Source organism: Edwardsiella sp. A.80236 (genome assembly GCF_044540725.1).
GTDB classification, from domain to species: domain Bacteria; phylum Pseudomonadota; class Gammaproteobacteria; order Enterobacterales; family Enterobacteriaceae; genus Edwardsiella; species Edwardsiella tarda.
Genome location: NZ_JBIUCY010000019.1, coordinates 40836 through 67792, shown reverse-complemented (window position 1 = coordinate 67792; position 26957 = coordinate 40836). Strand labels below are relative to the sequence as shown.

Sequence of the window (26957 nt, the reverse complement as noted above, 5' to 3'; positions counted from 1 at the left end):
CGCCAGATATTGGCTCATCATTGATGGTCAAAAAATGAGCCTAACGTACAATAATTTTCGATATCCAAACTGACCCCATATTGCACGCAAAACCTCCGGAAGGTCTTTAAACATCATAGAGATTTAAAGAATAATCCATAAACACTGATTTAGGGAGGTTTATAGACATTTTTTCGGGGATCTGAGAGGCATGCTGAAAACGTATACCTTTATAGACATCAGTCAGCGACGACGGCCCAGCCAGATAACTTCAGGCTCCAGTACCGGAGATGCAAGGTCGAGCCTGCTCAGTTGCCGGTTGATTTTGTGGCGGTTGAACCTGACAGCATCCAGGTCGTCAGCAAAAGGGCGGATCTCGCCGACCGTTGTTTCATCATCCGCATTAACGATAGCTTCAAGAAACGCCAGGGTTTTATCGAACTCATCCGCAGCTGTGGCTCCGGGCATACCATGGCCGCTTATACAAAACGGCGCTTTCAGCGTAGAGTTTTCATAAATGGCCTCAACACGAATGTCATGAAGCCAGTGCTCAAAGAAATTGTATTCATAGGTAAAGCGATCGCCAGCATCAAAAGCAAAATCATCAATCACGACCCGGAACGGATTATCGACAAAACCGATGCCTCCTTCGTAGGAGATACCGTAATCTTTGCCATAAATGTGAAATTGATGGAGATGGTCGTCCCCCCAGCCCTGCACTATCTGGAAAATGAAGTGAAGCGCGGCCAGTGACGTGTCGGCAGCAATTCTCAGCCGACGCCAGACCATCGGACTGACTCCATGAACTGCTATTTTGATGACGTAGATCTTCATAGTCAGCAGGTATTGTTATGAAATGATGGTGGTTATTTTAACCCCTGTAGATGGCATCATTCGATGGCTGCCCCGAGGTTTTTCATGCTCTCCTACAGATAGCGTACGGCCACCTTACAAAGCTCCCAAATCACAGCACCCCCCATGCGCACCCCGTCCTTTGGATGCCGCAACGCGGCATGGAGGCGCCAACTGATGTTGAATAGGACACTGTTGGTGATAGGCGCCGTCGCCCGGCGTAGCCGGTTACTGTCTTGATAGGTTTCACCTTACCCATCCCTCGCCCTGTAAAGCCATAACCAGCTAACAGAAAACACGGGAGTGAATGTGCGCCGTCGGAGTGGTCACGACAAGGCGTAGCCGTAGTCGGGGCGTATCTCCGCGTTAGCGGGCCGTTAGGGCCGCTTACGGGCGTGTTATACCGAACTCTCCAGGCATAGCTTTTCAGTGGTGGGATGGGCGTTGGTGTTTAGTTAGGTGAAGTTTGGGGCCCATCGCAACGCGATGGGAGGTACTTTTTAAATGTCTCTGCTAGTTGGCTTTGGTGTTGCCAGGGAGGGGTTTGTGCCCGAGTGAAACGAGGGAGCTACCATCGAGAGCAGCCGTGAGGCTAGCTCGATGTTTACTCCCTTTTTTAAAAAGGGCTTTTGTTCAGAAACAACGTTCGAAATTAATGATGATGTTGGGTATCTCTTCGAAGTTAATCTGTTACTTCGAATTTAACTGTTTATTTCCTGTGCTATCGAGGGAAGCCATGTTGGCCATCACCGAAAATCCGTGAATATCGAAGAGAGAGGGGGAGAGTAACGCTCAAAATCCGTGCTATTTCTCAATTGCAGGGCAAGCGAGGGCCTCGCGTTGATAGGCGAAAGCTCGACTGACTAAAGGAGGGGAAATTTTAGCTTTTAAAGGCGCCGGCACGCTCCAGGAGGAGCCGGTAGAAGGTCTCCGCGTCCTGCTGCAGCAATCCAGGGTGCTCTTGCTTAAGAGCCTCCTGAAGCATCATCTCTTGAATGGGCGTCATACCACCGTTTACTGACCACTGCGTAAACTGTTGGTAATAGCTGTTTTGTTTTTTACGCTTGGCCAACTGCCGGATGTTCTGATTTGTTTCATCCAGTTGTTGCTCCAGCGCCGAGCGTTGAGCCAAGGTTTGCTCTATCGTAGCCACGGCCTGGGCCTTATCCCGTGCCAAGTCCGGGCTGACCACCCAGCGCTTGATTTGGCGCAGCCGGTTACGCAATGAATGACGGGATTTCAGGTCAATACCGATACGCTCAATGCGCACCAGGTGCTTTTCATAGCGTTGGCGCAGCGTCTCTGTCAGGCCATTTTTCGCCGCCCAGCGCTTAAACTTACCCAGCCAGTCACGGATTTCATCGACCAAGATACCGCGCGAGGTAAAGAACGTCTCGGATAGCCAGATACGCAGCGGCTTGTTCTGGCCACTGTCACTGTCCTGGGTATGCAGCACGATGACATAGCCCAGCTGCTCCATCACCGAGAGGGCATGCAGTGCCACGTCGTAGGCTTTGCGACCGCTCTCGTAAACGTGCAGTACCCCCATCGCCGATGCGATCTGCTCAAACGGCACCATCACTTCGAAGGGATAGTCGCTATCCGGGTTGTAGTCTGTGTGCGCAGCCAACGCCTGGGAGAGAACCGTTAACGCTTCACGGCTCTCTGAGCGCGTGCTGATCCGCATCGGTTTGGGCACAAAATGTGGATCATGACGATAGGTATAGGGAATGTATCCCCGCTGGCGCAGGGCCACCAAATCATGATTACGATTCCAATCATGTTTACTGATGCGAGCCACAACCTTAGAGGCCATTCCGCGTGAGATACTGCAGCACAGTTGAGGCTGATAGCGACGATGGATCTTGGAACATCCTTTACGTAGAGAGTTAGATTCCCCACGATGGCTCCGCCTAGTCTGTTCAGACTCGAAATGTATGGACTGGTTGGCTCTAGACACACCCACCGGCACTTATGGCGGTGGGGTATTGTTTTCTGAGATGCATGAGTTATAATTCCTCACAGGCCAGCGCCTGCTTTCAACCCCCTGATATCTGACTCTTCCGCCAAGTTGATGACAGATTTCGGGGGGTTCTTGCATTTAAGGACCGGTGTTCTGGCGCCTTATTCCCTTGAGCATTTCAGGATATGCCCATCCGCACTAACTATGCGGCAATACGCCCCACAGTCGTTATTCATTCTTTGCTGGAGAGTAAACCAGCGTAATCCCTTGTGAATATTACTCGTTTTTTGTCAACACGCAACAAATGGATGCTAAAAGCGCCATGTTGCTCTACAAGGGCTCAGCAATATTGTTATAAATCAGAGCCCCCTGTGTCAATCATCCAAGCCGGGCGACTTAGGTCAGATGATCATACAACTCAGCTCATAAGAGCCGCCCACTTCACCTGAATAAACAGCACTTATCTAGGCCTAGATTAGAGCATTTAACGTAGCAATATCTATATATATCAAAGTATTATAAGCACGCATAGTATTAGGATTTTTCTTAACTCAAAGGTCTATTTGATCCTTAATCTGATCGTTTATGTCACGGGTTCATCCCTCTTACATTTTTCCATAAAATAAGAGGTGTATCATGTTGAATCTAGAAGCATTTTGGAAATTGAGACTTATGTTCCCCGAGTTAACAGAGTCACAGTTTCAAGTATTGATGCTCTATGCATTGGGAGCTAACAGTGAGAATATTGCTGAAATGTTGGGCAGATCTGTGGTAGCAATAAAGAAAACACTACAACGAATCAGGCAAGATCTAGCCATTGATAAAATGGAGACTGCGAGGTTGATCTATCATTCCCGTATCCATACAGCGATGATGGCTCCCGATGATTTCCCTCAAAAGTTTTACGATACAATGAGCAAAAAGCGATCGATGATTTGTTGATCTGATAACGCCGCCACCATTCTTATGATGGTGGCGCTTCTTATAGAAGACACATCTCAACTTTTACAAAATGTCTCTTTCAAGTACCTATTTTTATAGTAGTTACTATGCGAATATTTGTCTTACAAACCAGTTATGCTCCCATCCTATTCGTTCTCACCGCCAAGAGATAGTAGGATTTGCTTTTGTATAACCAATTGTTTTTATTTATTTATTCAACAAATCGAGGAGCCGCTCAGTCATTCGCCTAGCTTCCTCTAGCGTGATTTTGCATTTTCTCACCTCATCCTGAGGGTCATAAAATGGATTTAGCATCGCACTGTTTTTAGTCCGGTGATACTGAAGGAGCAGTTCCGCAAAGTCATCATCTATTGTGTAAAAATAACACTCTGGATAATCAAGTACTTTTGCCACACGGACAACGAAGTCAAAAGAGGGAGTAAAGCGCCCAACTTCATAGTTGGATAGGCGGGAGTTGAGGCTGACACCTTCAAGCCCAATAAGCTCAGCCAGTTTTCCCTGGGATAGCCCAGACGCTTCGCGCGCTTCTCTTAATCGTTTAGGAACCATGCTGATCTACCTCACTTTGACGGAAAATCATATAAAGCGCGTGGCCCCATGGACATCATCAAAACAAATATATTTGCTTTGATGTAGTGTGGTGATATGATGCCAACCGTCCTCAACTCTCACCGCCAAGAAAGTTGAGGACATCATAACCAAGAATAGACTGCGCAATGCCTCTGTCTGAACTTGCAGGGGGCTGAGAGAGACAGCCACTGCTTCAGCGTTATTGCCCAGTGTATTCGGCCCCTCCGGATACAGAATGAACCCTTAGGGGGATCGGTTCGGGCGAGAGCGTAATGAATATCGAAGAACTTAACGGACAAAGCTGGTATCTGGCGCAATACATAACAGGTGGCAAAAACCGCGAAAGGCTTTTCGATTGGCTCTCGGAACAACAGATCACGCCCTGGACTCCACTTACAGTCCGCACTATTCGGCGAACAGATAAAATCAACTGCGTCCGCCGATTCGTTACTCCATTGTTTCCTGGTTATTTTTTCTTAAAAGCAAACCTAGCAATTCAGACTGTTGATAAGATTCGACGCCATTCAGCCTTCTGTGGTTTTGTTATGAACGGATCACAGCTTGCGCCACTTCGGCCATCGATAGTGACTGGCTTAATGAAGCAATACCCAACACGCTTAAACTCCATAGCTGAAGACGAGATCACCGCAGCGGCTGATACCTGGTTAACACACAAGCAATATCAGTACCTTTTACATCTAGAACAGCACCCCCATACAACATCACGAGTTGCATTACTGATGCAGCTCGTATTCGAGCCCAGTTTGCTGGGGTTTAAATGAACCTACGGCATATTCCAGTTTACCCGGCAATACGCCGGGTTCTTTTTCACACGATCCATACAGCCGGATATCTGGCAATGGTGTTTGAATCGATCCCACCACGGATATCCTCAATCCCTCATCGATTGCTATCTCTCTAGCTTCTCCCTTCTGGCGGAAGGAGATACAGACACCATTGCCAGCTTTCGGCTTATTCAGAAGGAGATAATCTTTGTACTCCGAAAATAACTCTATCCACCATTTACTCTGGTGTATCCTTGTCGCATTAAAGACAGCTGAACGGGAGAAACCATTTCCATCAGAAACAGATAAACGCCATTTTATTATCGCATGGCTAGATACAGCGAACAATATTCCTAGTTTTCAAGAGATGAGTTCAGAACTCGCGTCACTACGTAAAATGCTAGAGAACTGCGATAGGAACGTATCGATAGATGGAACATTACGAGTATTATTAAATCATGCATTCTCAGCCGAGAAGTGCGATCTATTCCGTTTCCGCTCATCTCTAAACACACTAACACAGAGAGGGTGGAGTCTAGTCGTTTGCCACTACCCTGAAAATATAACTACGGAGCTATTTAATAGGAGGAAAGGACATCGAAAACACATTCTTCAATTAACCCGAACTGAAGATGCATTCCAATCAAAAGGAAGCATCGGCGACATGATTAAGGCAATCACATTCCATTTACTAATGGATGAGTCACAAGATATTAATGAGGATGCGGAAACTATTTTTAATGCCGGAGGATTTCAAGTTGTTGTTCAGGACTCGCAGCTTCAGTTAAACAGTTATCGCATTGTCAGAACTATTCATATTGGAACAAACTCAATACCTAAAAATGAATGGAATCCTCATAAAGATAGCATCTGGTCCCCTCCAAGAAAGGAAAGTTATCACTAATAAATAAAATTAAAAAGGACTATATCTATGTGTATCACAATAACAGGTAAAGACTTACGCGAACTGCAAATATGCTTGACTGCTCGAACCGTAGAGTTTAAGCGAGCATGCCGGATTCGTGCAAAGCACCCGGATAAAATTTCTCTTAACAAGCTATCTTCACTACGGAATCTCATTGATGAAGCAGAAGAAAGGCTAGCTGAATTTCAGCAAGAGTTTCTCTAGTTTTTAAAAAATCAGCCGCCGCTCATTGATAAAAATCAAAACCTAGAAATTGAATTAATGATTTCTGATCCCATCATCATACGTACTATTCGTGTGTTGTTCTTGTACATTACACCACAATTCGATGACGCCTATGAAAATCATTCATACATCTATATTACTTCCTATTTTACTCGGCGGTTGTAGCATCCCTGGCCAGAGACCTGAAACTAACAATGCGCAAGAATTTGTTGACGCCCAAATAAATATAAACTTAAATATAATTAAAGTGGCTCAAAAAGATTTAGAAAATGCTACTCTACTCATCAGACAATCTAAAGAGCCTATTATACCTCTCCCCATCCAAAAAAACGCAAGCACAAAGTCCCCTGGTTTACTCCGTGGGATGGAAAACATAAAGTCCATAGGAGTGCCAGGCAACTACTCTTTAGTCAGCATTCATGCTAGAGGTCTAACAATAGAAGAAGCTCTATCTAAAATCATCCCTTCTGGGTGGTCTGTTGTTCTATCAGCAGATCTAAAGTCACAGTTTAAGCAACGAGTAAATTTAGATACAAATGACCAATGGCCATATGCTTTAAATAAAGTACTAGTTCAGAATAAACTCGTAGCACTTATTGATTGGGCAAAACATCAAGTATCTATAGCATACTGGACCCCTGAGTTCTCATCAGGATCAGCAAATACCAGGTCTCAGTTAAAACAGCCAATAATTCAATCACCAATATCATCAAAATCAGCACCAGGGAAAACAACACAAAATAATGTTACACACAATATACCTCTGAATCCTTTTAGTGATTCAAGAAAGAAAGATAAAGCGATTGCAGAGTCAGCCAAAGCCAGTTCTACAATAAACAAATCGATCACAACTTCAACACCACCAAAAGTATGGAGAATTGAACCTGGTAGCACTCTCAAAGACTCTCTATTTAATTGGGCCGCAAGTGAAAAATGTCAAAGTCCAGGCGCATCAAATTGGACTGTAGCGTGGTTGACGCAAGTAAACTATCGTATTGATGCACCTCTCCAGTTTAATGGGAGTTTTCGCGACGCATTGAACAGCTTGTTTACATTGTATGGGTCAGCAAAAATTCCACTATATGCTGGAATCCGCACCTCTCAATGTTTAATTGCCGTTGATGATAAAGAAATCCGCTAATGATACTTCATATGCACAAAGTGTACATTCAGTATGTATGAGGGGGCCTTTTAATGTTCTACTGGATACTCTCCGCGTTCCTAGGTTTCTTAGTCTGGACAAACGTACCACTTCATGACCCTGCTGGTCAGCAATTGCGTACTCATGAATTAAATCAGCGAGCTATTCAAACAGTCAATTACATCAATGAAATTAACGATTGGCGCTATCTCAACCCCTCCCAAAAAGATGGAATAATTCCTGATAGCTCCTTTGATTGGGTACCTGTCCCGAACTTACATAACGTACTACAAGCTGATCGTGTTTATGTCTGGCAACCTGATATCCCCGGCCTAATGTCAGCACTTCTGGAACAAAGTAGACACTCTGCACTGATAGGCCGTGTCGTATCGCACAGGTTAATAGACAATACCGGAAACGATATGCAAGTTACTGTACCTGCGAATATTACTGACGGTAGTCTGGTGTATCTCAATTAATTAATAATTCTCCATAAGGTTAAGTATGAAAAAACACCGCCAATTATCCGGAGTGGCAGCAATACTATATCTACTGCTATCCGGCTGCTCGATGTTTGAACGAATCGATAAAATCGACAACACAGTTTCACATGACGAAACACTGGCTCAAAAACATCTACAGTCTGCCACTAACAGCCCAGTAGTCAGAGATTTATCATCACAATGGATAAATCCCTGGCCCATAAATGCAAAACCCAGTGGCACAAATCATCTTCCTCCTTGCGCTATTGCGATCAACCGCCCTGGCGTAATCACTCTGGCTGAAATCGGCGCATATATCAGCAAGCGATGCCGAATCCCGGTGGTGATCACTCCAGATGCTATGGCTATGCTAACGCCATCTGGTAAAACCGAACAAATGAGTGGTCCAATTCCTGCACCTGATGCAACAGGAATGGTTCCCCTATCAACATTAGGAGGAGCGTCCTCTCGTCCTATAACCATGACAGCGACAGGATCAACACTTAAAGGATTTTTTTGGCAGGGAGAGGTAGGTGGAGCTCTTGACTCTGCCACGACGAGGTTGGGGCTTTCATGGCGATACGAGCAAGGGCGTATAGCTATATTCTATCTCGATACTCGTAGCTTCCCCATCAGATTCCAGGATTCTGATACTGATTTTACATCCCGTTCTGTATACGGAGCCTCATCTGGCAATAATGGAAGTGGTGCTTCAACAGAAGGGAATAGCTCACAAACAACAGTCACCAAGATGAAGACCAACCGCTATCAAGAGATTGCAGACACGGTAAAATCTATGTTAACGCCAGATGTAGGGCGTATGTCAATGTCCACTGGATTAGTGATGGTGACAGATACACCTCGGGTTCTAAATGCTGTGCAGGCATATATTGATGGTCGTAATAAGGAATTAGTTCGGCAAGTTGTTCTTGACGTTAAAGTCTATTCAGTAACGAAGAAAAGCCAAGATCAGCTGGGAATAGACTGGGCAGCAGTATTTAAATCAGGGAGTGTAGGTTTATCTCTAGGAAATACAATGGCCGGAGCAGCAACTTCAGCTATGACTGGCGGAGTTAGCATTCTTGATGGAAAGTTTGCCAATTCCAATGCATTTATCCATGCCCTAGCACAACAAGCCAATGTATCAGTAGTAACACAGAACTCCAGTATCACAATGAACATGATCCCAGTGCGGGTACAAGTTGTCACTCAGCAGGATTATCTCAGTCAAGTAACATCAGAAAATACGCCAAACGTAGGCACTAGTACCTCCGTGCAAAAGGACACCATATCAACTGGTTTTAATATGACACTATTGCCTTACATCTTGCCCTCTAGCGACCAGATGGAGCTACAGTATTCCGTGTCATTAAGTGACGACCCCGATATGCAGTCTGAAAAGGTAGGCGAAGTCACATTGAAGTTACCAAAAACAAAAATCAACAATTTTGCACAGAGTACCCTCCTTCACTCCGGACAAACTCTATTACTGAGCGGCCACTATAAACAGGGTAATTCAGTTAACCGACAGGGTGTTGGTTCACCAGGATTCTTTGGCCTGGGAGGCGGCATAACCGGAGAGAAAGATAATGCAATGCTGGTCATCCTCATCACTCCAACCCTGCAGAGATAAGCGATGAAACAACAAACCACCTGGACGTTACAGACAAACGGGGCCTGGCTAGTTGCAGGCCTTAGCTGGCAATATTTACCTCTACGTGGGCGACGTAGCATGCGCTTACGGGCAAAAGAGGCTGGAGTCTCTCACTGGGCTGAAATACTGGCTGATGATGGCCAGTCACAGGGAACATTATTAGGCACTGTGAACGTTACGGATAGAATGGAACGGAAACACAGTCTAGCCTCGATGGCACTAGCAACTATTCCAGCCCTACCGCAATACTGCTATGCGGTATTTTCATTATCACCGGGAAAATTCTGGTTTGTTGCAGTCAGTGACGGCATGCTATCGCCGCTCAGCGATATCGTTGGTGATGAGTCTGTGATTCGCACCGCAACCTCACACTTCCTGCAAATATCAGCCACACCCTCAGAGGGCTGGACAGTATATGCCCCTAGTGGATTTTTTCCCGAACTGGAGGCAGAAGAGAAAACCCTCGCTGAATTGGTCAGCATTAAAACTAACCTTCGGCGTGCACGCCTGCATAGAACCCATAATCCGCAGTTACTGTGGCTCTGGGGGATTAGTGCAGTAATTGTAGCGGGGGGGTACCTACTGCTGACAACCTGGCAGAAACATGAGGAGGAGGCTCGTATAGCTGCTGCACACGCAGCCCTAGTGGCCAGACAGCAAGAATTATCAAAAGCGCCGGCTGACAGCCTGAAGCCCTGGGCAAAACTACCGCCTCTACCAATCATGCTCAATGCTTGTAGTTCCGTATGGAAAAAGGTACCGATATCTATTGCTGGATGGATCTTCAATACAGCAATGTGTAGTAGTAATGGGATTATAACTCTGCACTACTCCCTACCAAGCGGAGGAACTGTTGGTGATTTTGCTTCAAGACTACCAATCATATATGGCCAAGATATTCAGCCAGTATTTAATATCCCTGGTAGTGCAGATGATGCTGCTTTTACATTACCAGTCCCACTAACGAAACCAGATCACCCAGAAAAACTACTACCAGGCAATCAACAGATTCAGCATTTGACAAGCTATGCCCAACGAATTAACGCTCGCTTACGTCTAAATGAGCTGAATGCAAGTACACAATTAACTCAAGGAAATGTAGAAAACATTCCTTGGCGTACGTATAGCTTTACATTTATTACTGATATTCCTCCGGACCGTCTATTCGCATCTACACGTTTCAATAGCAGTGGAATAAGGGCTAGCGGGATCATTACCACGCTAAAAAGCAATCGTCTGGAGTACACCATTGAGGGACTGCTATATGCCAACTAAAAACCTGCTAGCTTACCTAGCATTGTGCATGATGTTGCTGCCTTCAGGGGGGAGAGCAGCACCAATAGAACCTACAGCCCCCACGCTGAATACAGCAGAAAGCAAACCAACTCAGACGGATACGCCATCACCAACTACCTTCTCTCGAGTAGAGGCCGGCCGCGCTTTAAATCTGGGTCAACTCGAAGCTATACAAGCTGAAACAGTGCTATATGAAGCTCAGCTTGCCAGAGCTAAGGCGCTGAAGGAACTACAAAATAACGGATATGATCGCTCCCTTGATCAACCATTTAATCCAGCCCCACCATCACAAGATAACAAACCTGCAGTAAAGGGAGCTGTTCAAGATGCAATTCCACCTCAAATCGTTGAGATCACCGGCACGAACTCAGGGTATCAAGCAGTCTTGTCACTCACCAATGGTAATCAGGTCACCGTACAAGCAGGTAATCAAATTCCAGGCACTGACTATATAGTCAAGCGGATCACGCTCAATGAGGTTGTGGTCTCTGGGAGAAACCAGACTCTGGTATCCCTCTCTTTTTCAGGATAACAAAGATGTCAAACAACTCAGCAACTGACTACACCTTCCTGGACGATGGAAATGCGGGCTGTCCTCCCGTGCTGTATGTATCAGAAGCTCATAGCGGAGATCTGAATGTTCAGTCAGCCATCGCGAGCGCCTTCAAAGCACTTCCGGGCCTGACAATAGAACGTATTCAGCTCGATAAGCTGAAGCTAATGCAACAAAGCATAGAAAGTAGCGATGCCAGTGAATACTCTAACCAGCAAGCAAAAATCATTAGTTTTTTCCGTCAGGCCAAGGAAAAAGGGGCTAGCGATATTCACATGCTCATCGGGATGAACGATGTAACTGAGGTGCAATTTCGCATCCACGGGGATCTGGAGCCGGTGATGCAGCTCGAGCAAAAGGAGGGGATGACTCTAGCATCTACGATCGTTATGTCCATGTGTGATGTGGCTGAAAAGAGCTTCAACCCAAACCGTGCCCAAGATGGTCGTGTACGTAAAGAGTTCCTACAAGGCATTGGGCTATTCGGGGCACGCTACGCTCATACACCGGCTGAATTTGGTCTGTATGTAGTCATGCGTATCTTACCCGATGAAGGAAAACATCCACCTACACTTGATGAGCTTGGTTTCTTATCAGAGCAACAATTTCTGATCCGTCGAATGCTGTCGAGGCCTGAAGGAGTGATTATTCTATCGGGTCCAACTGGCTCAGGAAAAAGTACTTCTCTGCGGACATTCAGCGAAATGTACCTGTCGTTTACCGGTCATCGTAAACGTCTAATGACGCTGGAGGATCCACCGGAAGGAGAGATTCAAGGAGCTGTGCAAACACCTATCATCGCAGATAAAAGTGATCCAGATGCTGTTAGTCTTGCTTGGGTTAGGTCTATTTCCGCTTCATTACGACTGGACCCCGATGCAATGGTCGTCGGCGAAATCCGTGATACTAACTCGGTGAAATCTGCGCTAACAGCCGCAAAATCTGGGCACTTGGTTGAAACCACGCTACATGCTAATGATGCGGTTGGGATTCTTGATCGCCTGACTGACACATTAGGTATACCTATTGGCCAAGTCGCTGACCCTCAAGTCATGATCGGGTTAATTGCACAGCGGCTTGTACAGATGTTATGTCCGCATTGTAAGAAAAACTGGAATGAGGTTAGCGCCAGCCTGGAGGAAGAGAAAAGAGTATTGCTTGAGCGATTTTGTCAGGTGGAGAAGTTAGCTTTCCGTAACCCTGAAGGATGTGGGAAATGTTATAAAGGCGTAATTGGCCGGCGTGTCATTGCGGAAGTTATTCGCCCCGATGCCAAATTTATGGATCTATTTCGCCATGAGGGCAAGCTAGCTGCACGTAGTTATTGGGTAAACGAGCTAGGCGGCATCACTCGTGGTCAACACCTGATGCGCTATCTCAATAATGGCCTGGTAGATCCGATTGATGCAGATTATATAAGCCCTCTGGATGAAGACAGCCTGACACTGTTACCACCGGAGGTTACATCATGATTTCACGCTTACGCGAACAATTGGCGAGTCTGCGAAAAAGTACGTCGTCAGAAAATCTGAATGAAGGAGTTGGACGATGGCTGGCAAAAAAAACCTTTACTACCACAGATCGCTTGACACTTTACGAGGATTTGGCCTTCCTGCTCGACAATAATCAAAAGGTTGAAAAGGCACTACTAGCCATGATCGGCAGCTACAACGGGAAACGCCCTCCCATGGTGTATTGCCTTGAAGATATGCTTACTGCTTTACGCCAAGGTAAATCTGTTGATCAAGGATTAATATCCTGGATTCCTAAACAAGAGGCTTCCATCCTCAGCTCTGGGGTTCAGGACGGAAATTTAGCCGCAGCCTTATATCGAGCCATTACAGTAGTAAAAGGAATGGCGGAGATGAAGAAGGCTGTTGTTTCTACCCTAGCTTACCCTGGATTGCTACTGGGGACCTCATTCGCCATGATGAACATGGTAAAAGTCTATTTTCTCCCTCGACTTGAATCTATGACTCCCCGAGAGAATTGGCACGGTGCATTATGGTGGCTAAGCGCTATATCTGAGTTTTTTGTGGATAATGCAATTTTACTAGGGATAGCACTCCTTATTTTCCTTGCATTTATAGTTTGGTCATTACCGAATATGACAGGGAATATTCGCCAACATATACTGGATCGTTTACTACCTTGGAGTGTATATCGTGATGTTCAAGGGGTGGCTTTTTTACTGAACTTTAGCGCACTAATGCGTGCAGATGTAAAAACAGAGAACGCCATAGAAATTCTATGTCGTCATGCTCCACCGTGGCTGTATGAACGACTGGCAGCCACATTACGCCAGGTAAGGCAGGGGAATCATATGGGACTAGCATTAAGGGATGCCGGATATAATTTTCCATCTGCCCGAGCAATAAACAAACTGGTTCTACTTACTGGTGGTGATAATTCAGAAGTTATTATTGAAAACTTCGCCCGAGTCTGGCTTGAACAAAGTGTAGCTCGAATAAAACGTACGGCGATTCTACTTTCTAATCTTGCACTAGCTACTAATGCTGGTTACATGCTACTGATCATTCTCTCCACACAAAATCTCAATGACCTCGTGGGTACGCACTAATTAATGCAACCCGTTTTTATCAAAATCAAAAACTGAAGGAAATAATATGGAACTTCATCGGTCTCCATCACACACGGCTGTCCATCGTGGGGCTATAACTCTATTAGAAGCTATGATTTACCTTTTTATTGCACTAGCTGTTCTAGTAGGTGCTATGACCCAAGGAGGAGGGCTATTCAATCGTAATGATGCCAACACGGAATTCAATAACGCGGCTGAGCTGCTGGGTAATTCTCGATCAATGCTCAAGTCATCTGGTACTTACAATTTTACTGGTGCGGCTGATATGACTGGCGCCCTTATTCAGTTTGGTGGTGTACCGGCAAGCATGACTATCGTTGGCACAAAGTCATCCGGAACAGCACAACTACAGAATCTATGGGGAGGTGCCGTAACCGTACAACCGGTCTCTACAAGCGGAGGACAGAAATCAACATTCTCCTTAACCTATACAGCAGTTCCACAGGAGGCCTGTATTACTCTGGCAACAAAAATAAGCGCTGCTCCTAATGTCGTCACAACTACGGTGAATGGAACTACGACCAATGGTCCCATCTCGGCAAGCAAAGTTGGCGGGCAATGTACCGCTGATAAAGGCTCTATTGGTCAAAACACTCTCACTTTTACCAGTAATACCTGATGCCTACTCTGCCGGCAGGATTCTACTGCCGGCATCTCTTTGGAGTGCATGTTTATGTGGTTTTCCTTTCATCGAGGCTTGCTCAGCTTAGCACTCAGCGGAGCCATACTGATATCACTGCCAGTGCAGGCATTTTGCTTTAAAGAAGCGGGTGCCCGGTATAAGGTTGATCCTCTACTACTCCGAGCCATTGCCCAGGTTGAAAGTGGTATGAACCCTCGTGCTATTGGTAAAAATATGTCAGGCAAAAAGCTACTCAGCCTAGATTTAGGATTGATGCAAATCAATGATCGGCACGTTCCGCAACTGAGAGCAATGGGTATTCTGAAGACTGAACAGGATCTACTTGATAATCCTTGTCTCAATGTCCAAATAGGTGCTTGGATACTGGCGAAGCACTTGCAGCAATGCGGTGTCAACTGGGAATGTCTCGGCTCCTACAATGCCGGTTTTGCCAAGGATAACTCGCTCCGCAGAATGACATACGCCCGTAAAATTTACTCAACGTATATAAAATCTTGGGGAGGTAGTACCTGATGGCTATCCTCCCCAAATTATCATTGCTTATATCCTTCGGAATAGCATTTTTTCTATGTGCACAACTACTTGTCAAACAAACACAATTATTTTTACTGGAGCACAGTGGACCAACACTGACTCAACTACAGATTTTTTCAGTTACATCTGTTTTTATCTGCACTGGATTGATACTAGCATTTTGTGCATTATTTAATGACATTAGTTGGTGTTACATAAGCAGAGGAATTATATTGCTTGCCTGGGGTATCCCCATGGTTCTTTTAGATATACGGAATTGTTGGCTGCCATTTCGATATACTACTGGATTCTGGATAACAGGCCTGCTATTTACGTTACTGCCAGAAAGTTATTTGTCGCTCATCGGGGCAATATGCAGTAGTAGTGTTATGTTTATAATGCTCTATGCATTTCACACCGTAGCGTTGTATCTTCGGGGTAATGAGGGGTTTGGTGTCGGAGATGTACATCTAATTGCAGCGATCAGTGCCTGGTTTCCTTGGCATGTGGCTAGCCTCTTAAGTGGTTATGCATTCTTATGTTTAGTAATAGGCTCACTTCTAACTCGCCAAACGGAACAACCCTATGCACCCTGGCTTTTTGCCATACTGACGCTATCTGTCTTGGCAGGAGCTTTCCATCAAACTTCCATTCCTGGTGTTTTATGAAAAAGAAAATAGCAAACGCTCGAATCAATAGAGGAATGACGCTGCTATCTATGGGCATCGTCTTAACACTCGTCCTGATTGCTGCTCCAATCGGTTTGCAAAGATACTCTACATTTCTGGAGGAGCAAGGATGGGCTGTTACAGCAACACACCTAAGTACGGTAAATCAAGCTGCACGCCAATACATTAAAGATAACTATGGCACTCTGCTGAATCAGGTCAAAGGTGGAAGTAATGTAACAGTGACAGGACAAACACTACGAGATAAAGGATACTTACCTCCTGGCTTTTCACTGTCCAACAACAGCTCACAAAACTATATCTTAGCCATCACACGCAACCCTAAGCAGGCAAATAAGCTAGTTGCCTTTGTCTTAACTGCTGGCGGTCAGGATATGCCTTTCAAAGCCCAGCGTTATATAGCCCAAAACACTACAGGGCTAGGTGGATACATCTATCCGATGAATATCGCAAACGGCGCTAGTGGTGGCTGGCAAATTAACCTCTCTTCAATGGGACTCAGTGGACAACAAGGTCATTTAGTGACATTCCTTACCTCTGACGTACTTGCCGGGGGGGCAGAGGAGAGTGATCGTTTATATCGTTATGCTGTAAATGGCCGCCCTGACCTCAATAGAATGCACACAGCAATTGACATGAATAAAAACAATATTGACAACGCAGGTAATATCAGTGCTGATAGTGGCGCATTTAATAAAGCAATAACAGCAGGATCTGATATTACATCAAATGACGGTTGGCTTATCACAAAAGGAAATTATGGCTGGCAAAATAGTAAATGGGGTGGTGGTTTCTATATGTCAGACAGTAATTGGATAAGAACAGTAAATAAGAAAGGGATCTATAGCGGCGGGGAGATAAAGTCAGAAGGACGACTGTCAACCGGAGAGTTTATCCAGCTAGGAAAAGTGGCCGTCGCAGGCACAGCGTGTACCCCCAATGGGCTTGTAGGCCGTGACAACAATGGCGGCATACTTACTTGCCAATCCGGTGTGTGGAAGGGCGTAGGGGTTGGGGAAGCCTGGTTCTCACCAACCATCCACCAATGGCAGTCTATCAATATCGGACAACACTCATACTGTGCATTAGCAACGGCCAATTACGATTACAACAACTGGAGAGGTTGCCAGATTAGCCGTAACCGTGATCGCACCTGGCAGCTAACAGGGCATCACGTCGGTAACGGAGAGGCAACCTGTCAAGCGGTCTGCTTTTGAACAACAGGTACTACCGGCTACTGTCCGATAATGAGTTTTCCTAGGTACGGGCAGGAGTACCAACCACCAGACTGCCTGCACTGGCAAGAGCTACGTGTACTGATTTGCCCGGCACATGTTGAAGCGCTGTTGTTGTCACATATCGAATACGGGCATTTGTACAAATCAACATCAGTTGCTGTTCCGCTAGAGCTTTTCCAGGAACCGGATTGGCAAGTTAATTTGTAGAGCAGATTGCATAAACAGTCAGGTTTGTTCTGGGGCATGCGGCACTCCAACCATTCCCGGTTGGATTTGACCACTTGAGCCGTTCTGATCTATTTGGACTACATTGTGCACCACCGCCTGTTAAATGTTCATACGGCGCACAATTAATACTGGCTACTTCATATCCAGTTGCGACCCGTGTTATGGTTCTTATTGAAACGCCCTTCCACACACCGGATTGGCAAATATGTTGATGAAGTAGAACATATCTATTATCGTGCCCTCTTTTTTAGGGGGCCTAGATGTCAGCAAAAACACGCATTAAAAAGATCACATTGCAAAAAGCACTAGAAAGATACTGCAGCACAGTATCTGTTCACAAAAAAGGATATCAACAAGAGTTTTATAGAGTGCAAGTAATTAGCCGCCATCCTATATCACAAAAAAACATGGATGAAATCACCACTGTAGATATCGCAAGTTATAGAGACAACAGACTTAGCGATATAAATCCGAAAACTAAAAACAAAATTAGCGGAAATACAGTAAGACTTGAGTTAGCCTTACTATCTTCGCTGTACAATATAGCAAGAATAGAATGGGGAACTTGCAAGTCGAATCCTGTAGAGCTCGTTAGAAAACCAAAATTGCCATCAGGACGAACAAGACGATTATCCCCTCTTGAAGAACAATCCATTTCAAACTTACTCATCAAAAAAAATAATGATTTATTTGTTATTTTCAAACTTGCATTATCTACAGCAATGAGGCAAGGGGAAATACTCTCCCTACGTTGGGAGAATATTAATACTCGAATGAGAGTTGCTCATCTCCCATATACAAAGAATGGTTCGTCTCGCAATGTTCCTTTATCTCATGAATCAGTAAAACTATTGTCGGCGATGATAGCAAAAAAAACAGGGCCTGTTTTTTCATACACATCATCAGGGCTTAAAAGTGCTTGGAGGCTAGCCATCCAAGAATTAGATATAAAAGATCTTCATTTTCACGACTTACGGCATGAAGCTATAAGCCGGTTGTTCGAGCTAGGAACGTTAAATGTGATAGAGATCTCCTCAATATCAGGCCATAGGTCAATAAACATGCTAAAGCGATATACGCATCTTCAATCACACAAACTTGCAAGTAAATTGGACAAAGGGAAGAAGCAACAAAAAAACAATAAAAATATTTTTATTCCCTATCCAGCAATATTAGAAAAAGATATAAGGTATAAGGTTTCCTTCTTTGATTTCGACAACTTATATGTAGAAGACGAAAGCGAGGAACATGCTCTAAGAAAAGCTAGTGAAACACTTTTGAGAATACTAGCTACCTCTATACATAATGGAGAACCTATCCCTCCCCCCGGTCTATATCCTCAACAGCAGGGTATAAACATAATGATATGTCCGCTTAATCCTGAACTGGCCATATCAAAACTCACACACCAAATTTAGGAAAAGTCATGATAAAAATAACATTCATTGGAGTTTTGGCATTTGTTTTTCTTTCTGGTTGCCAAATGCCAACCAAAAAAACTTTTTCTCAACGACCATCTGACCTACAGACTACCGCTAATCAAATAAGCCACACGCAGAAGTTGCTATATTCATCTAACGTAATAAATGAAGTTCCTAACATTCAGCCCGGTACTTTTTCAGCAAACAGTGACAGATTATCTGTAAATTGGGAAGGTGATGCAATTGAGCTATTATCTCAAGTAGCCAGGCAGCGCGGCCTACATTTTGCTTATACTGGTGTCAGACTTCCTCTCCCTATCAGTATTTATGAAAGAAATATTACGTTTGAAAACTTATTGCGACAGATAAAGATTCAAATAAATTGGCGTGCCTCGTTAATACAGCACCCCCAAGAACTACGCCTATACTTCTCATCGCCTGATAAGGGAGGTCGGTTCGCATGAAACGACTCGTTATAGTTAGCCTATTACTAGGCTATACACTTCCCAGCCTAGCCGAAGATGCCCCGCCAGGCATTCAGAATTACTTGAGCCCTACCGTAAATGACTACAATGGTCTGAGTGATACAGTTTGGCAAATGCTCACTGATGCAGGGCAAACTGTTGGCTTTCAGGGAGGTAAAGCTCAAAGGGCATGGGAACTTCGGCAAGTACTGATATCTCGCGATACTATACTGAGTAAGATGTATGACTTTCGCCCATTAATTAGCAGGCAAGGATATCTCCCCCCTGTAATCGTCACTGCTACTGATCTAGCACATATAACACCTAACCAAATTAGAACAGCTTATCGTACATATAACATTCTTGTTCCAGCTAAGTTTGTTAGCAACCCTCCTAACTGGCGTACTTGGTTACTACCAGGTTTATCAAGCAAACGTATTGATGCCCCCGATGCTAGTGTTCGCCCCAAAAATAGTAAAGAAAGGAGTGTTTGGGAAACAGCTATTCGAAAAGGCTGGGATGAGGGAAGACAAAGCGCCGATAGAACTCTTGAAGCGAATTTCAACCGACTAACTCGTGATTATACTGGTATGCTCAGATATTCCACACTACTACAGCAAGGAATTATACAAGCACCAGATATTAGAGAAACGCAACAAAGCATTACCGGCTCTCGTGATGAGCTAATGATAGGTGATAAAGTTAAACGAATTCAGGATCCGGGTGGTTTTATTGTAAATAAAGAAAAATGGAAACCAATTATCCGTAAGGGGGATGAATGACATTCCCTACATTTGACTTCCATGCACATGGAGGTATCAATGGAGATAGCCTACGTACCTTCTTGGTTCATTGCGCTAAAAATAATGTCTCAGATATTTTTCTTCAAGGTGGAGGTCCTTTAGTTGTTGATCTATATGGCCGGAAAATCCGCGCCAGTGAATTTCGTATTGAACCACCTCAGTTGGCACGCCTCATGGATGAAGTATTCTCAGAACAAATAAAAGGTGACTTGAAAGCAGGAAAAGGTGTTGACCGAGCGCTGCAACTGAGCGGCGACATGTACAACCGTTATGGGCTAGAGCGTGGTGAGCGACTGCGTTTTCGTTGTAACTTTGTCCAAGCAACTATCGGCGATTACGATATGGTGCCAGCATTAACGCTCAGAACTATCCCTACAGTCATTCCTGAGTTGGAAACCCTAGGACTGGAAGATGATTTATTTCCCTTTTTGCTACCGCATAAAGGCTTGGGTCTGGTCGTTGGTGAAACCGGATCTGGTAAATCGACTCTTCTGGCGTCAATTTATCAGTACTGTGCTATACATGACCCCGACCGCAAGATAGTCACAGCGGAAGATCCTATCGAGTTTCTGCTGAACTTTCCTAACACGATACTCTTGCCTGAACAGTCACAGATAGGTAGGGACGTCGCATCATTTGCCGAACACCTGCGCCTAACTCTACGCCGTGCCCCAGGCGTGATTGGCGTGGGTGAAATTCGTGACTTGGAAACCCTCAGTGGTGCCATCATGAACGGCCAGTCAGGACACCTTTGTTTATCCACGATGCACACCAATTCACCTGGAGAGACTATCCCTAGAGCTCTAATGCTGGTTCCAGAAGATCAGAAAGATGCGATGGCCTGGAACTTGCTCAGTAACCTTCAGTTCGTCATTGCTCAGCGCCTGCTTAAAACAACCGACGGTAAACGCCAGTCGGTCCGGGAATATCTGGTATTTGATGACGAGGTAAAAGAGTCACTTGGCCAACTGAAATACACACAATGGCGTACCTGGATTGATAACTATCTCGGCGAACGCGGTAAGCGGATGAGCGATAAAGCCTGGCTGATGTACCAGGCAGGCATTATCGACCGCAAGGAACTCCTAACAGTCATCAACCCACATGAAATTTCGCGGAGGGAAGCATTGTGAACATCTGTGAATGGCGGGATGCAGGTCGCCGGCTGGAGATTCTTGGGATCCCAGTCGTCTTGTTTGCGTTGTACTTCGCTTGGTTCCAGTGGCCTGAGACCAGCACAATCTGGGCGGTCACAATTCTGATTATCTTTTTCCGGGTCCTCTCCTTCTTCGGCTTCACCATCACTGTATTGTGGCAACGGCTGGTTAGCCTCCTGCGTGGCAAGCAACTTACCGGACGTCCGTGGTGGTACCGCCGGTTCTTTGAATAAAAACAGGAACTGATTATGCAAAAACGTACCTACCTCACTATCACACCGAATAACAAAAAAGACGCATTACGCGCGGCCGGACGTCTTGATGATGGGAAATATGCACTCGAGTATGATCGTTCTGAAAAACTCTGGTTTGCGGTAGAGGGTGCAGACCTAGAGAAAGTGAAAGCCTGGCTACCCGAAAACACCGTAACGGACGTCGGTCAGACCATCACCGATAACCTGACGCCAGCGGAAGAGTTCGCGCAGGTACTAAAGGATGCAGGTTTCATCCTGCCTAAGAACAGCCTGCCTGAGATGGACGGTAAGCGGCACAGGGTTGCCACCAATGGCGATAAAGCCGGTGCCACCTCAGGCGTGTACCAGGGTTTTCTCGATGGACGCCCGGCGGGATGGTATCAGGATCACCGGGCGAGTGAAGGCAAGGTGAACTGGACGTCTACTGGCTCACATACCTATGACCCGGCAGAGACCATGAAGCAACGTGCGCTGGCCGCACAGAAGCGCTGGGACAGGGAAATACAGTCACAACTAGAGTTTGCACAGAAGGGGAAAAATCTGTCGCGGCAATGGAGCAAAATGCCCGCAGCCACAGAGACACACACCTATCTAGCTCGAAAAGGTGTACCGGCAACCGACGGTGTACGTCTGGATAAATACGACAATCTGGTCATCCCTCTACGAAACACCGATGGCGAGCTCCGCACCCTCCAATACATCAAACCCGACGGCACCAAGAACCTAAAGAAAGGCGCAGAGAAGACCGGCAACTTCTTCGTGGTGGGCGGTGAGCTTAGCCCGCAGCGTCCCGTGCTTTACGCAGAAGGTTATGCCACGGCCGCCAGTCTGCACCTCGCCACAGGAATGCCCGTTGTGATGACGGTGGATGCTGGCAATCTGGTGACGGTGTCACGCAACCTGAAGGCTCGCTATCCAGACAGTCTCCACATTATCCTGGGTGAGGACGACTTCACCAAAACCAACAATAGGGGTGAGCAGGATAACAAGGGGGCTAAAAAAGCACGGGAAGCCGCTTCGGCTATTAATGGCGTTTACATCATCCCGACCTTCACCGAAAGCGAGCGTGCACAGGCGTTTGCCGGTACAGCTACCTTCAGCGATTTTAACGATATTCACGTGGCCAGAGGACTGGAAGCAGTACGCGAACAGCTGGCCCCGATATTCGACGAACTCATTCCCGACTGGCGTCAGCCCCTTACGGAGACTCACAGCATGCCTGACAACGACATCCGGCAGGATGAACCTACCATTCCATACTCCGATTTCTCTGACTATCCGGACTTTAGTGGCGATTTTCAGGAGGAGTTTGCGCCGCCAACGAATGTATCTGAACCGCCGTTACCCATACCGGAACGTATACAGCCACATGAATCACCTGAAGTTGTACAGCCAGAAGTCTCAGTTGCGCCACTGGTGCCAGCTAGTGATGAAAAAGCCTCGCCTTCACCTTCTCCGGAAGAACTGGTCTCACATCCGCAGGAGCTATCTGCAGATCCCTCCATACCGGTAGCTGAAAATCCCCCCCCTGCAGACACGTCGTCTTTAACCGCGTCGGACAGTTCTCACATAACTAGCGCCGACCTGCAGAATGCAACCCAAGCTGACATCGCCAGCGCAGAGATGTCACCATCTGTCAGCCCTCCGGATAACGTTGCTGAGGCACAGCAGGCCGATCCCAGCATCCTGCCGGTCACGGAGGCACCATTAGTGCACGCATCATCGAAGGATGAATCACTACATCCGGCCGCTGCAGACGTCGATCCTGCACCCACTCAGGAAAATGGATTTTCATTCACATTCGGGCGCCTACCGGGCGATGTCAGTCCTGAAGGGCCAGAAGTGGCCCGTATCGACCTGGATGAGCTCCTACAGGGACTGACCAGCCGCCAGGAAGGCCGGACCTGGGTATACGCGCTCGATGGCGAAGATGCGTTTCGAGATTATGGCGACCGCATCGTTATGGCTACACCGCAGGCCAGTGAAAACGACCGTATGATCCTGGCCGCACTACTCTCAGCCAAAGCTAATCAGCGTGGTGCCGTTGAAGTTACCGGAAGCCCAGATTTCATTCAGCGCACGCTGACGCTGATTGCCGATCACAACATTGAAGTGCATCTGAAAAACCCGCAGCAGCGCGAGCAGTTTGAGGCCTTGCTACAGGCCAGAGCAGCTGAGGCAACGGCGAAGAACGGCATCAATATCAGCACGCCCGGGCAAGAAGCTACACCATCGCCTGCCACGAATACACCGGCTACCACACCCGGTTCGGATATATCACCAGCAGTGAATAGGGCAGCACCTGAAAATAGCCCCTCCAACCAGACCACACCAAAGGCTGCTGCATCAGCCATCCCTGAAATGACCGTCTTTGAGAAAGAGACACTGCGAACGGGACTGACCGGCAAGCTGCTTGAATCCGGGAGGGCTCCCTACCAGTTCGACAAAACCAATACCGAGAGTTTTTACGTCCAACTGCGTACAAAAGCCGGCAACAAAACCTACTGGGGCGTGGAACTGGAGCAGGCGCTGAAGGACAGCGGCCTACAACAAGGCGATATCGTGAAGCTGCAGTATCTGGGTAAGCAACCCGTGACAGTCAACGTTCCACTGACGGATAAAGATGGGGTGATCATCGGATATGAGCGCCAAGAGAAACACCGCAACCACTGGTCACTGAGCCCCGCGCAGAACAACCGCCTGTTGGTTGCTGACCGCCACCAAGTCGCACCGGCGGCGCTATCTGCCTATGACGGCAATGTCTTCTGGCAGCTGCAGCAGCAGGTGATTAAGGAGGTAGCCCCATCTCTGTCACTTGCTTCGCCGAATGGCCACGGCCTGCTGTACACCGGTCCAGACGGTGAAGGACAAAAATCGCCACAATCGCCACCGGTAAATGCCGTGGTACCGGCCTTATCGAAAGCGGCAGGCTCGGTGGTTATGCATGCGGCAAACAGCGATGGTGAAGTACTGGCACACCTGGTAAAAGCCCACGGCGATTATCTGCAGGGCGTGATGCGTCATGAGGGAGAGCTTCGCCACGTACTGGCCCGGATATGCACCGGTGCCAACGGCAATACTTGGCTTGCCGTAAATACTGTCTCCGATTCTGGCGAACTCACACTGATAGGCCACGGCTCAGCCGTGAACTTCGTGAAGAACGGTGAAGCACTTCGGGACACCTTTGCTTTTCAGCTTAAAGGGAAGGATGCCCCGAAATTTGCCGTTCCCCTAGTATCACCGGGAAAGATCCCGCCGGCCCTGCACAGCAAGCTGGGGTTCGACAAACCCTGGGCACAGCCGAAAGCACCGGAGCCGGAACAGGCACCCCGGGTGCAGGTTAAGCCGGCCAATCAACCTCAACCCATGTGAGGACCTCATGCGTAAAATACTCTGCACCACCCTTTTACTCCTGGCGTGTCTTCCTACAGCCGATGCAGCTTCCTGTCGTGCTGGTATTGCTGCAAAGGCCGGCAGTGAAGCCGGTTATAACCGTGCTAAAGAAGCTGCTGACGCTTGGTCACAGCGCCAGAACAACGTCACCGCGTCACTGGGAGACTGCCTAGGGAATATTTCCACCACCATTACGGCACCAACGTTTCCCAATCTAACCGACATCATGAATCAGATCGGCCAGAAAATTTGTAAGGCTGCTCGCGATAAAATCAGTAACTACGTTCCTCCGACCATAGACCCCTGGGGAGACTATGCCTCCAGTAGCGGCCTTTCGTCTTACAGTTCGGGAACGACATCAATTCCCGTCAGCACGCAATCATCCCCGGCGGCCACTGACAGTGGCCGTTCTTTTATCTCACTGAACTGATGGAAACTACCAAGTGACGAAACAATCTCCAGCCTCCCCAGGGGAGGCTTCTTCAGACACGACAAAAAAGGTTCAGGAGTTTGATGAGAAACACCTCGTCCCCTTCATGGAGGCAATGCAGCTTCAAAAAGACAGGATGCTTAACGCCTCTTTTGCCCGCAAATGTCTGGCGGTCGCTCTGGTGTCCGTCTCCTTCAACCTGGTGCAGTTTCCAGTTAACGCTTGGCTTACCTGGCAGGTTGCTCACCCTCCGGTGAAATACTTCGCCACGCTCAACGGCAGTGTGTTGGCACAGTACCCGACGTCAGAACCAGCTTACAGCGATGATGACGTGATCGCATTTGGTGACAAGGTAGTCCGCAGCGCCTTCCAGCTCGACTTCAAAAACTACCGCACACAGATCAGCGATCAGCAGCAAAAGTTCTCAGAAGAAGGCTTCAGGAGCTACTACAGCGCACTAACCAACTCCAACCTGTTCTCAAAGGTAAAAAAAGACAAGCTGTTGATGTCTGCCAACGTCACCCGCAAAGGGATGATTTACCGCCGTGGCAGGGAAGGTCAGGGCGGACCCTACATCTGGGAAATTCAATATCCCGTAACCCTGAGCCTTGATGGCCAGACCCGCAGTCTGCCACCTCAGAACTTCATTTTTACGATCCGTATTCAGCGCACCGACGTCAGGCTCAAGCCTGAAGGAATCGAAGTAGCCTCAGTAGTCACCCGGGATGCCAGCTAAATTACGACAGGAAAACTCATGAATATTCGACTTCTCACGACAGCTTTATTGCTCTTGTCTGCAGGCTATGTGCATGCCGCTAACTGGGCAGATGCTCGAACAAACACCCCTTCAAAGGATCTTCCGCCCGTCTCTGCTGCACCGATGCAGCCAAGTGAACCAGCAACAGACATCACCGCACCGTTACGTCAGTCACCGCCAGCACCACCGTCTGCAGCGGAGGCTTGGGCTATCGGACAGGCCGCACCACTCAACCGAGGAGAGATAGAAAACGTCAGCCGGGCAGTCGATGATGCCAGTCGGGGAAGAGCCTGGCAGCCTGCGGATGTAGTACCACGGATCTCCACGCTAACTGTAAACCTATCTCCGGGATCATCTCTGCCTGTACTCAGAACAGCTACACATCAAGCCAGCACGGTGATGTTTACGGACAACACCGGCGCCCCATGGCCACTGGCAGCCCCACCCTATAATGCAAACTCCGATGGCTTCACTGTGAATTACATCCCAGATAGCAGCGTGATGACTGTGCAGGCCCGGAGGCAGTATGACCGGGGGAATGTCACGGTCTACCTGAAGGGACTAGCGGTACCGATTATCGTAGACGTCACCAGCGGTGAAGCCAGTAACCAAGCCGCTTCGCGTGTTATTGATACCCGCCTGGATCTGCGCATTCCACAGCGTGGGCCGCAGGCGAAAAAGATGCCGGCACCACAATCAAAGATTGGCCTGAATAACCCCACCCTGCAGGCCTTTCTTGATGGCGTTCCCCCTAAAGAAGCTCGACGCCTGAAAACTGAAGGATCCGTACCTGATACACAGGTTTGGCAGATGGGCGACGACCTCTTTATACGCACCCGCAGCGAACTGCGTGATGCGTTCGAACAGACCCTATCCTCCGGCGATGGAACTTTACTGTACAAACTGCCACTGACCCCAGAAGTGGCTTTTTCTCATGGTGGGAAAACGGTCTGGATGACATTATCTCTGGAGTAAAT

At 47.1% G+C, this 26957-nt stretch carries 26 protein-coding genes; 23 read left to right on the top strand and 3 right to left on the bottom strand.

Annotated features, from left to right (window positions below; genetic code table 11):
* Window positions 1–222 precede the first annotated feature (222 nt).
* On the bottom strand, window positions 223–768 hold the full coding sequence (locus ACEQFP_RS14845; RefSeq protein WP_001493763.1) for a plasmid pRiA4b ORF-3 family protein: 546 nt from the start codon (window positions 766–768) through the stop codon (window positions 223–225).
* A gap of 943 nt (window positions 769–1711) precedes the next feature.
* Window positions 1712–2647, bottom strand: a complete 936-nt coding sequence (locus ACEQFP_RS14840) for a Replication protein (RefSeq protein WP_236893521.1) — start codon at window positions 2645–2647, stop codon at window positions 1712–1714.
* A 783-nt stretch (window positions 2648–3430) separates the two neighbouring features.
* Here ACEQFP_RS14840 and ACEQFP_RS14835 point away from each other — a divergent pair.
* Window positions 3431–3736 carry a sigma factor-like helix-turn-helix DNA-binding protein gene (locus tag ACEQFP_RS14835; RefSeq protein WP_236893520.1) on the top strand — a complete coding sequence of 102 codons (306 nt, stop codon included), beginning with the start codon at window positions 3431–3433 and terminating at the stop codon, window positions 3734–3736.
* A gap of 207 nt (window positions 3737–3943) precedes the next feature.
* Here the strand turns inward: ACEQFP_RS14835 and ACEQFP_RS14830 are convergent, their stop codons facing one another.
* Entirely contained in the window at window positions 3944–4306 is a 363-nt protein-coding gene (locus tag ACEQFP_RS14830) for a helix-turn-helix transcriptional regulator (protein WP_236893519.1), read from the bottom strand.
* A 293-nt stretch (window positions 4307–4599) separates the two neighbouring features.
* Here ACEQFP_RS14830 and ACEQFP_RS14825 point away from each other — a divergent pair, with 293 nt between their 5' ends.
* From ACEQFP_RS14825 to ACEQFP_RS14720, 22 genes are all read left to right on the top strand, one after another.
* A complete protein-coding gene (locus ACEQFP_RS14825; protein ID WP_109609955.1) occupies window positions 4600–5109 on the top strand; it encodes a transcription termination/antitermination NusG family protein in 510 nt (169 codons plus the stop codon).
* A 667-nt stretch (window positions 5110–5776) separates the two neighbouring features.
* The gene (locus ACEQFP_RS14820; RefSeq protein ID WP_370555270.1) at window positions 5777–6016 is read left to right on the top strand and encodes a hypothetical protein; all 240 of its coding nucleotides are present in this window, start codon (window positions 5777–5779) and stop codon (window positions 6014–6016) included.
* A gap of 358 nt (window positions 6017–6374) precedes the next feature.
* Entirely contained in the window at window positions 6375–7403 is a 1029-nt protein-coding gene (locus ACEQFP_RS14815; protein ID WP_236893592.1) for a toxin co-regulated pilus biosynthesis Q family protein, read from the top strand.
* 53 nt (window positions 7404–7456) lie between these two features.
* Window positions 7457–7882, top strand: coding sequence for a type IV pilus biogenesis protein PilM (gene pilM / locus ACEQFP_RS14810; protein WP_236893591.1), 426 nt, complete (start codon window positions 7457–7459; stop codon window positions 7880–7882).
* 25 nt (window positions 7883–7907) lie between these two features.
* Entirely contained in the window at window positions 7908–9518 is a 1611-nt protein-coding gene (locus tag ACEQFP_RS14805) for a PilN family type IVB pilus formation outer membrane protein (protein ID WP_236893590.1), read from the top strand.
* A 3-nt stretch (window positions 9519–9521) separates the two neighbouring features.
* Window positions 9522–10814 carry a type 4b pilus protein PilO2 gene (gene pilO2 / locus ACEQFP_RS14800; protein WP_236893589.1) on the top strand — a complete coding sequence of 431 codons (1293 nt, stop codon included), beginning with the start codon at window positions 9522–9524 and terminating at the stop codon, window positions 10812–10814.
* Window positions 10804–11367, top strand: coding sequence for a type IV pilus biogenesis protein PilP (gene pilP / locus ACEQFP_RS14795; protein WP_236893588.1), 564 nt, complete (start codon window positions 10804–10806; stop codon window positions 11365–11367). Before pilO2 ends, pilP begins: the two co-directional genes overlap by 11 nt.
* Window positions 11368–11372: 5 nt before the next feature.
* Complete coding sequence (locus tag ACEQFP_RS14790) at window positions 11373–12860, top strand: GspE/PulE family protein (RefSeq protein ID WP_236893587.1); 1488 nt, start codon at window positions 11373–11375, stop codon at window positions 12858–12860.
* Entirely contained in the window at window positions 12857–13969 is a 1113-nt protein-coding gene (locus ACEQFP_RS14785; RefSeq protein ID WP_236893586.1) for a type II secretion system F family protein, read from the top strand. The genes ACEQFP_RS14790 and ACEQFP_RS14785 overlap by 4 nt, the downstream gene beginning before the upstream one ends.
* A gap of 46 nt (window positions 13970–14015) precedes the next feature.
* Window positions 14016–14609 (top strand): type 4 pilus major pilin, encoded by a 594-nt coding sequence (locus tag ACEQFP_RS14780; protein ID WP_236893585.1) that lies wholly within the window; start codon window positions 14016–14018, stop codon window positions 14607–14609.
* 54 nt (window positions 14610–14663) lie between these two features.
* On the top strand, window positions 14664–15146 hold the full coding sequence (locus ACEQFP_RS14775) for a lytic transglycosylase domain-containing protein (RefSeq protein WP_236893583.1): 483 nt from the start codon (window positions 14664–14666) through the stop codon (window positions 15144–15146).
* Window positions 15146–15814, top strand: a complete 669-nt coding sequence (locus ACEQFP_RS14770) for a prepilin peptidase (RefSeq protein ID WP_370555269.1) — start codon at window positions 15146–15148, stop codon at window positions 15812–15814. Before ACEQFP_RS14775 ends, ACEQFP_RS14770 begins: the two co-directional genes overlap by 1 nt.
* Window positions 15811–17052: a shufflon system plasmid conjugative transfer pilus tip adhesin PilV gene (gene pilV, locus ACEQFP_RS14765; protein WP_236893581.1), complete on the top strand. Its 1242-nt coding sequence runs from the start codon at window positions 15811–15813 to the stop codon at window positions 17050–17052. Before ACEQFP_RS14770 ends, pilV begins: the two co-directional genes overlap by 4 nt.
* 509 nt (window positions 17053–17561) lie before the next feature.
* Entirely contained in the window at window positions 17562–18719 is a 1158-nt protein-coding gene (locus ACEQFP_RS14760; RefSeq protein WP_236893579.1) for a tyrosine-type recombinase/integrase, read from the top strand.
* Between the two features lie 8 nt (window positions 18720–18727).
* Window positions 18728–19186 carry a DotD/TraH family lipoprotein gene (locus tag ACEQFP_RS14755; protein WP_336886513.1) on the top strand — a complete coding sequence of 153 codons (459 nt, stop codon included), beginning with the start codon at window positions 18728–18730 and terminating at the stop codon, window positions 19184–19186.
* Window positions 19183–19968: a type IV secretory system conjugative DNA transfer family protein gene (locus ACEQFP_RS14750; protein ID WP_236893577.1), complete on the top strand. Its 786-nt coding sequence runs from the start codon at window positions 19183–19185 to the stop codon at window positions 19966–19968. The genes ACEQFP_RS14755 and ACEQFP_RS14750 overlap by 4 nt, the downstream gene beginning before the upstream one ends.
* Window positions 19965–21122 carry a plasmid transfer ATPase TraJ gene (traJ, locus tag ACEQFP_RS14745; protein WP_236893575.1) on the top strand — a complete coding sequence of 386 codons (1158 nt, stop codon included), beginning with the start codon at window positions 19965–19967 and terminating at the stop codon, window positions 21120–21122. The genes ACEQFP_RS14750 and traJ overlap by 4 nt, the downstream gene beginning before the upstream one ends.
* A complete protein-coding gene (gene icmT / locus ACEQFP_RS14740) occupies window positions 21119–21379 on the top strand; it encodes an IcmT/TraK family protein (RefSeq protein WP_236893573.1) in 261 nt (86 codons plus the stop codon). Before traJ ends, icmT begins: the two co-directional genes overlap by 4 nt.
* A gap of 15 nt (window positions 21380–21394) precedes the next feature.
* On the top strand, window positions 21395–24772 hold the full coding sequence (locus ACEQFP_RS14735; RefSeq protein ID WP_236893571.1) for an LPD7 domain-containing protein: 3378 nt from the start codon (window positions 21395–21397) through the stop codon (window positions 24770–24772).
* Window positions 24773–24779: 7 nt separating this feature from the next.
* Window positions 24780–25223 carry a hypothetical protein gene (locus ACEQFP_RS14730; RefSeq protein ID WP_227016278.1) on the top strand — a complete coding sequence of 148 codons (444 nt, stop codon included), beginning with the start codon at window positions 24780–24782 and terminating at the stop codon, window positions 25221–25223.
* Between the two features lie 13 nt (window positions 25224–25236).
* Window positions 25237–25959: a DotI/IcmL/TraM family protein gene (locus ACEQFP_RS14725; protein ID WP_236893569.1), complete on the top strand. Its 723-nt coding sequence runs from the start codon at window positions 25237–25239 to the stop codon at window positions 25957–25959.
* Between the two features lie 18 nt (window positions 25960–25977).
* Window positions 25978–26955 (top strand): DotH/IcmK family type IV secretion protein, encoded by a 978-nt coding sequence (locus ACEQFP_RS14720; RefSeq protein ID WP_181367136.1) that lies wholly within the window; start codon window positions 25978–25980, stop codon window positions 26953–26955.
* Window positions 26956–26957: the final 2 nt, after the last annotated feature.

Excerpts from the sequence above, each read along its gene's own strand:
- ACEQFP_RS14845 (WP_001493763.1), bottom strand. The coding sequence starts at position 768 with ATGGTCTGGCGTCGGCTGAGAATTGCTGCCGACACGTCACTGGCCGCG.
- ACEQFP_RS14840 (WP_236893521.1), bottom strand. The coding sequence starts at position 2,647 with ATGGCCTCTAAGGTTGTGGCTCGCATCAGTAAACATGATTGGAATCGT.
- ACEQFP_RS14835 (WP_236893520.1), top strand. The coding sequence starts at position 3,431 with ATGTTGAATCTAGAAGCATTTTGGAAATTGAGACTTATGTTCCCCGAG.
- ACEQFP_RS14830 (WP_236893519.1), bottom strand. The coding sequence starts at position 4,306 with ATGGTTCCTAAACGATTAAGAGAAGCGCGCGAAGCGTCTGGGCTATCC.
- ACEQFP_RS14825 (WP_109609955.1), top strand. The coding sequence starts at position 4,600 with ATGAATATCGAAGAACTTAACGGACAAAGCTGGTATCTGGCGCAATAC.
- ACEQFP_RS14820 (WP_370555270.1), top strand. The coding sequence starts at position 5,777 with ATGATTAAGGCAATCACATTCCATTTACTAATGGATGAGTCACAAGAT.
- ACEQFP_RS14815 (WP_236893592.1), top strand. The coding sequence starts at position 6,375 with ATGAAAATCATTCATACATCTATATTACTTCCTATTTTACTCGGCGGT.
- pilM (WP_236893591.1), top strand. The coding sequence starts at position 7,457 with ATGTTCTACTGGATACTCTCCGCGTTCCTAGGTTTCTTAGTCTGGACA.
- ACEQFP_RS14805 (WP_236893590.1), top strand. The coding sequence starts at position 7,908 with ATGAAAAAACACCGCCAATTATCCGGAGTGGCAGCAATACTATATCTA.
- pilO2 (WP_236893589.1), top strand. The coding sequence starts at position 9,522 with ATGAAACAACAAACCACCTGGACGTTACAGACAAACGGGGCCTGGCTA.
- pilP (WP_236893588.1), top strand. The coding sequence starts at position 10,804 with ATGCCAACTAAAAACCTGCTAGCTTACCTAGCATTGTGCATGATGTTG.
- ACEQFP_RS14790 (WP_236893587.1), top strand. The coding sequence starts at position 11,373 with ATGTCAAACAACTCAGCAACTGACTACACCTTCCTGGACGATGGAAAT.
- ACEQFP_RS14785 (WP_236893586.1), top strand. The coding sequence starts at position 12,857 with ATGATTTCACGCTTACGCGAACAATTGGCGAGTCTGCGAAAAAGTACG.
- ACEQFP_RS14780 (WP_236893585.1), top strand. The coding sequence starts at position 14,016 with ATGGAACTTCATCGGTCTCCATCACACACGGCTGTCCATCGTGGGGCT.
- ACEQFP_RS14775 (WP_236893583.1), top strand. The coding sequence starts at position 14,664 with ATGTGGTTTTCCTTTCATCGAGGCTTGCTCAGCTTAGCACTCAGCGGA.
- ACEQFP_RS14770 (WP_370555269.1), top strand. The coding sequence starts at position 15,146 with ATGGCTATCCTCCCCAAATTATCATTGCTTATATCCTTCGGAATAGCA.
- pilV (WP_236893581.1), top strand. The coding sequence starts at position 15,811 with ATGAAAAAGAAAATAGCAAACGCTCGAATCAATAGAGGAATGACGCTG.
- ACEQFP_RS14760 (WP_236893579.1), top strand. The coding sequence starts at position 17,562 with ATGTCAGCAAAAACACGCATTAAAAAGATCACATTGCAAAAAGCACTA.
- ACEQFP_RS14755 (WP_336886513.1), top strand. The coding sequence starts at position 18,728 with ATGATAAAAATAACATTCATTGGAGTTTTGGCATTTGTTTTTCTTTCT.
- ACEQFP_RS14750 (WP_236893577.1), top strand. The coding sequence starts at position 19,183 with ATGAAACGACTCGTTATAGTTAGCCTATTACTAGGCTATACACTTCCC.
- traJ (WP_236893575.1), top strand. The coding sequence starts at position 19,965 with ATGACATTCCCTACATTTGACTTCCATGCACATGGAGGTATCAATGGA.
- ACEQFP_RS14735 (WP_236893571.1), top strand. The coding sequence starts at position 21,395 with ATGCAAAAACGTACCTACCTCACTATCACACCGAATAACAAAAAAGAC.
- ACEQFP_RS14730 (WP_227016278.1), top strand. The coding sequence starts at position 24,780 with ATGCGTAAAATACTCTGCACCACCCTTTTACTCCTGGCGTGTCTTCCT.
- ACEQFP_RS14720 (WP_181367136.1), top strand. The coding sequence starts at position 25,978 with ATGAATATTCGACTTCTCACGACAGCTTTATTGCTCTTGTCTGCAGGC.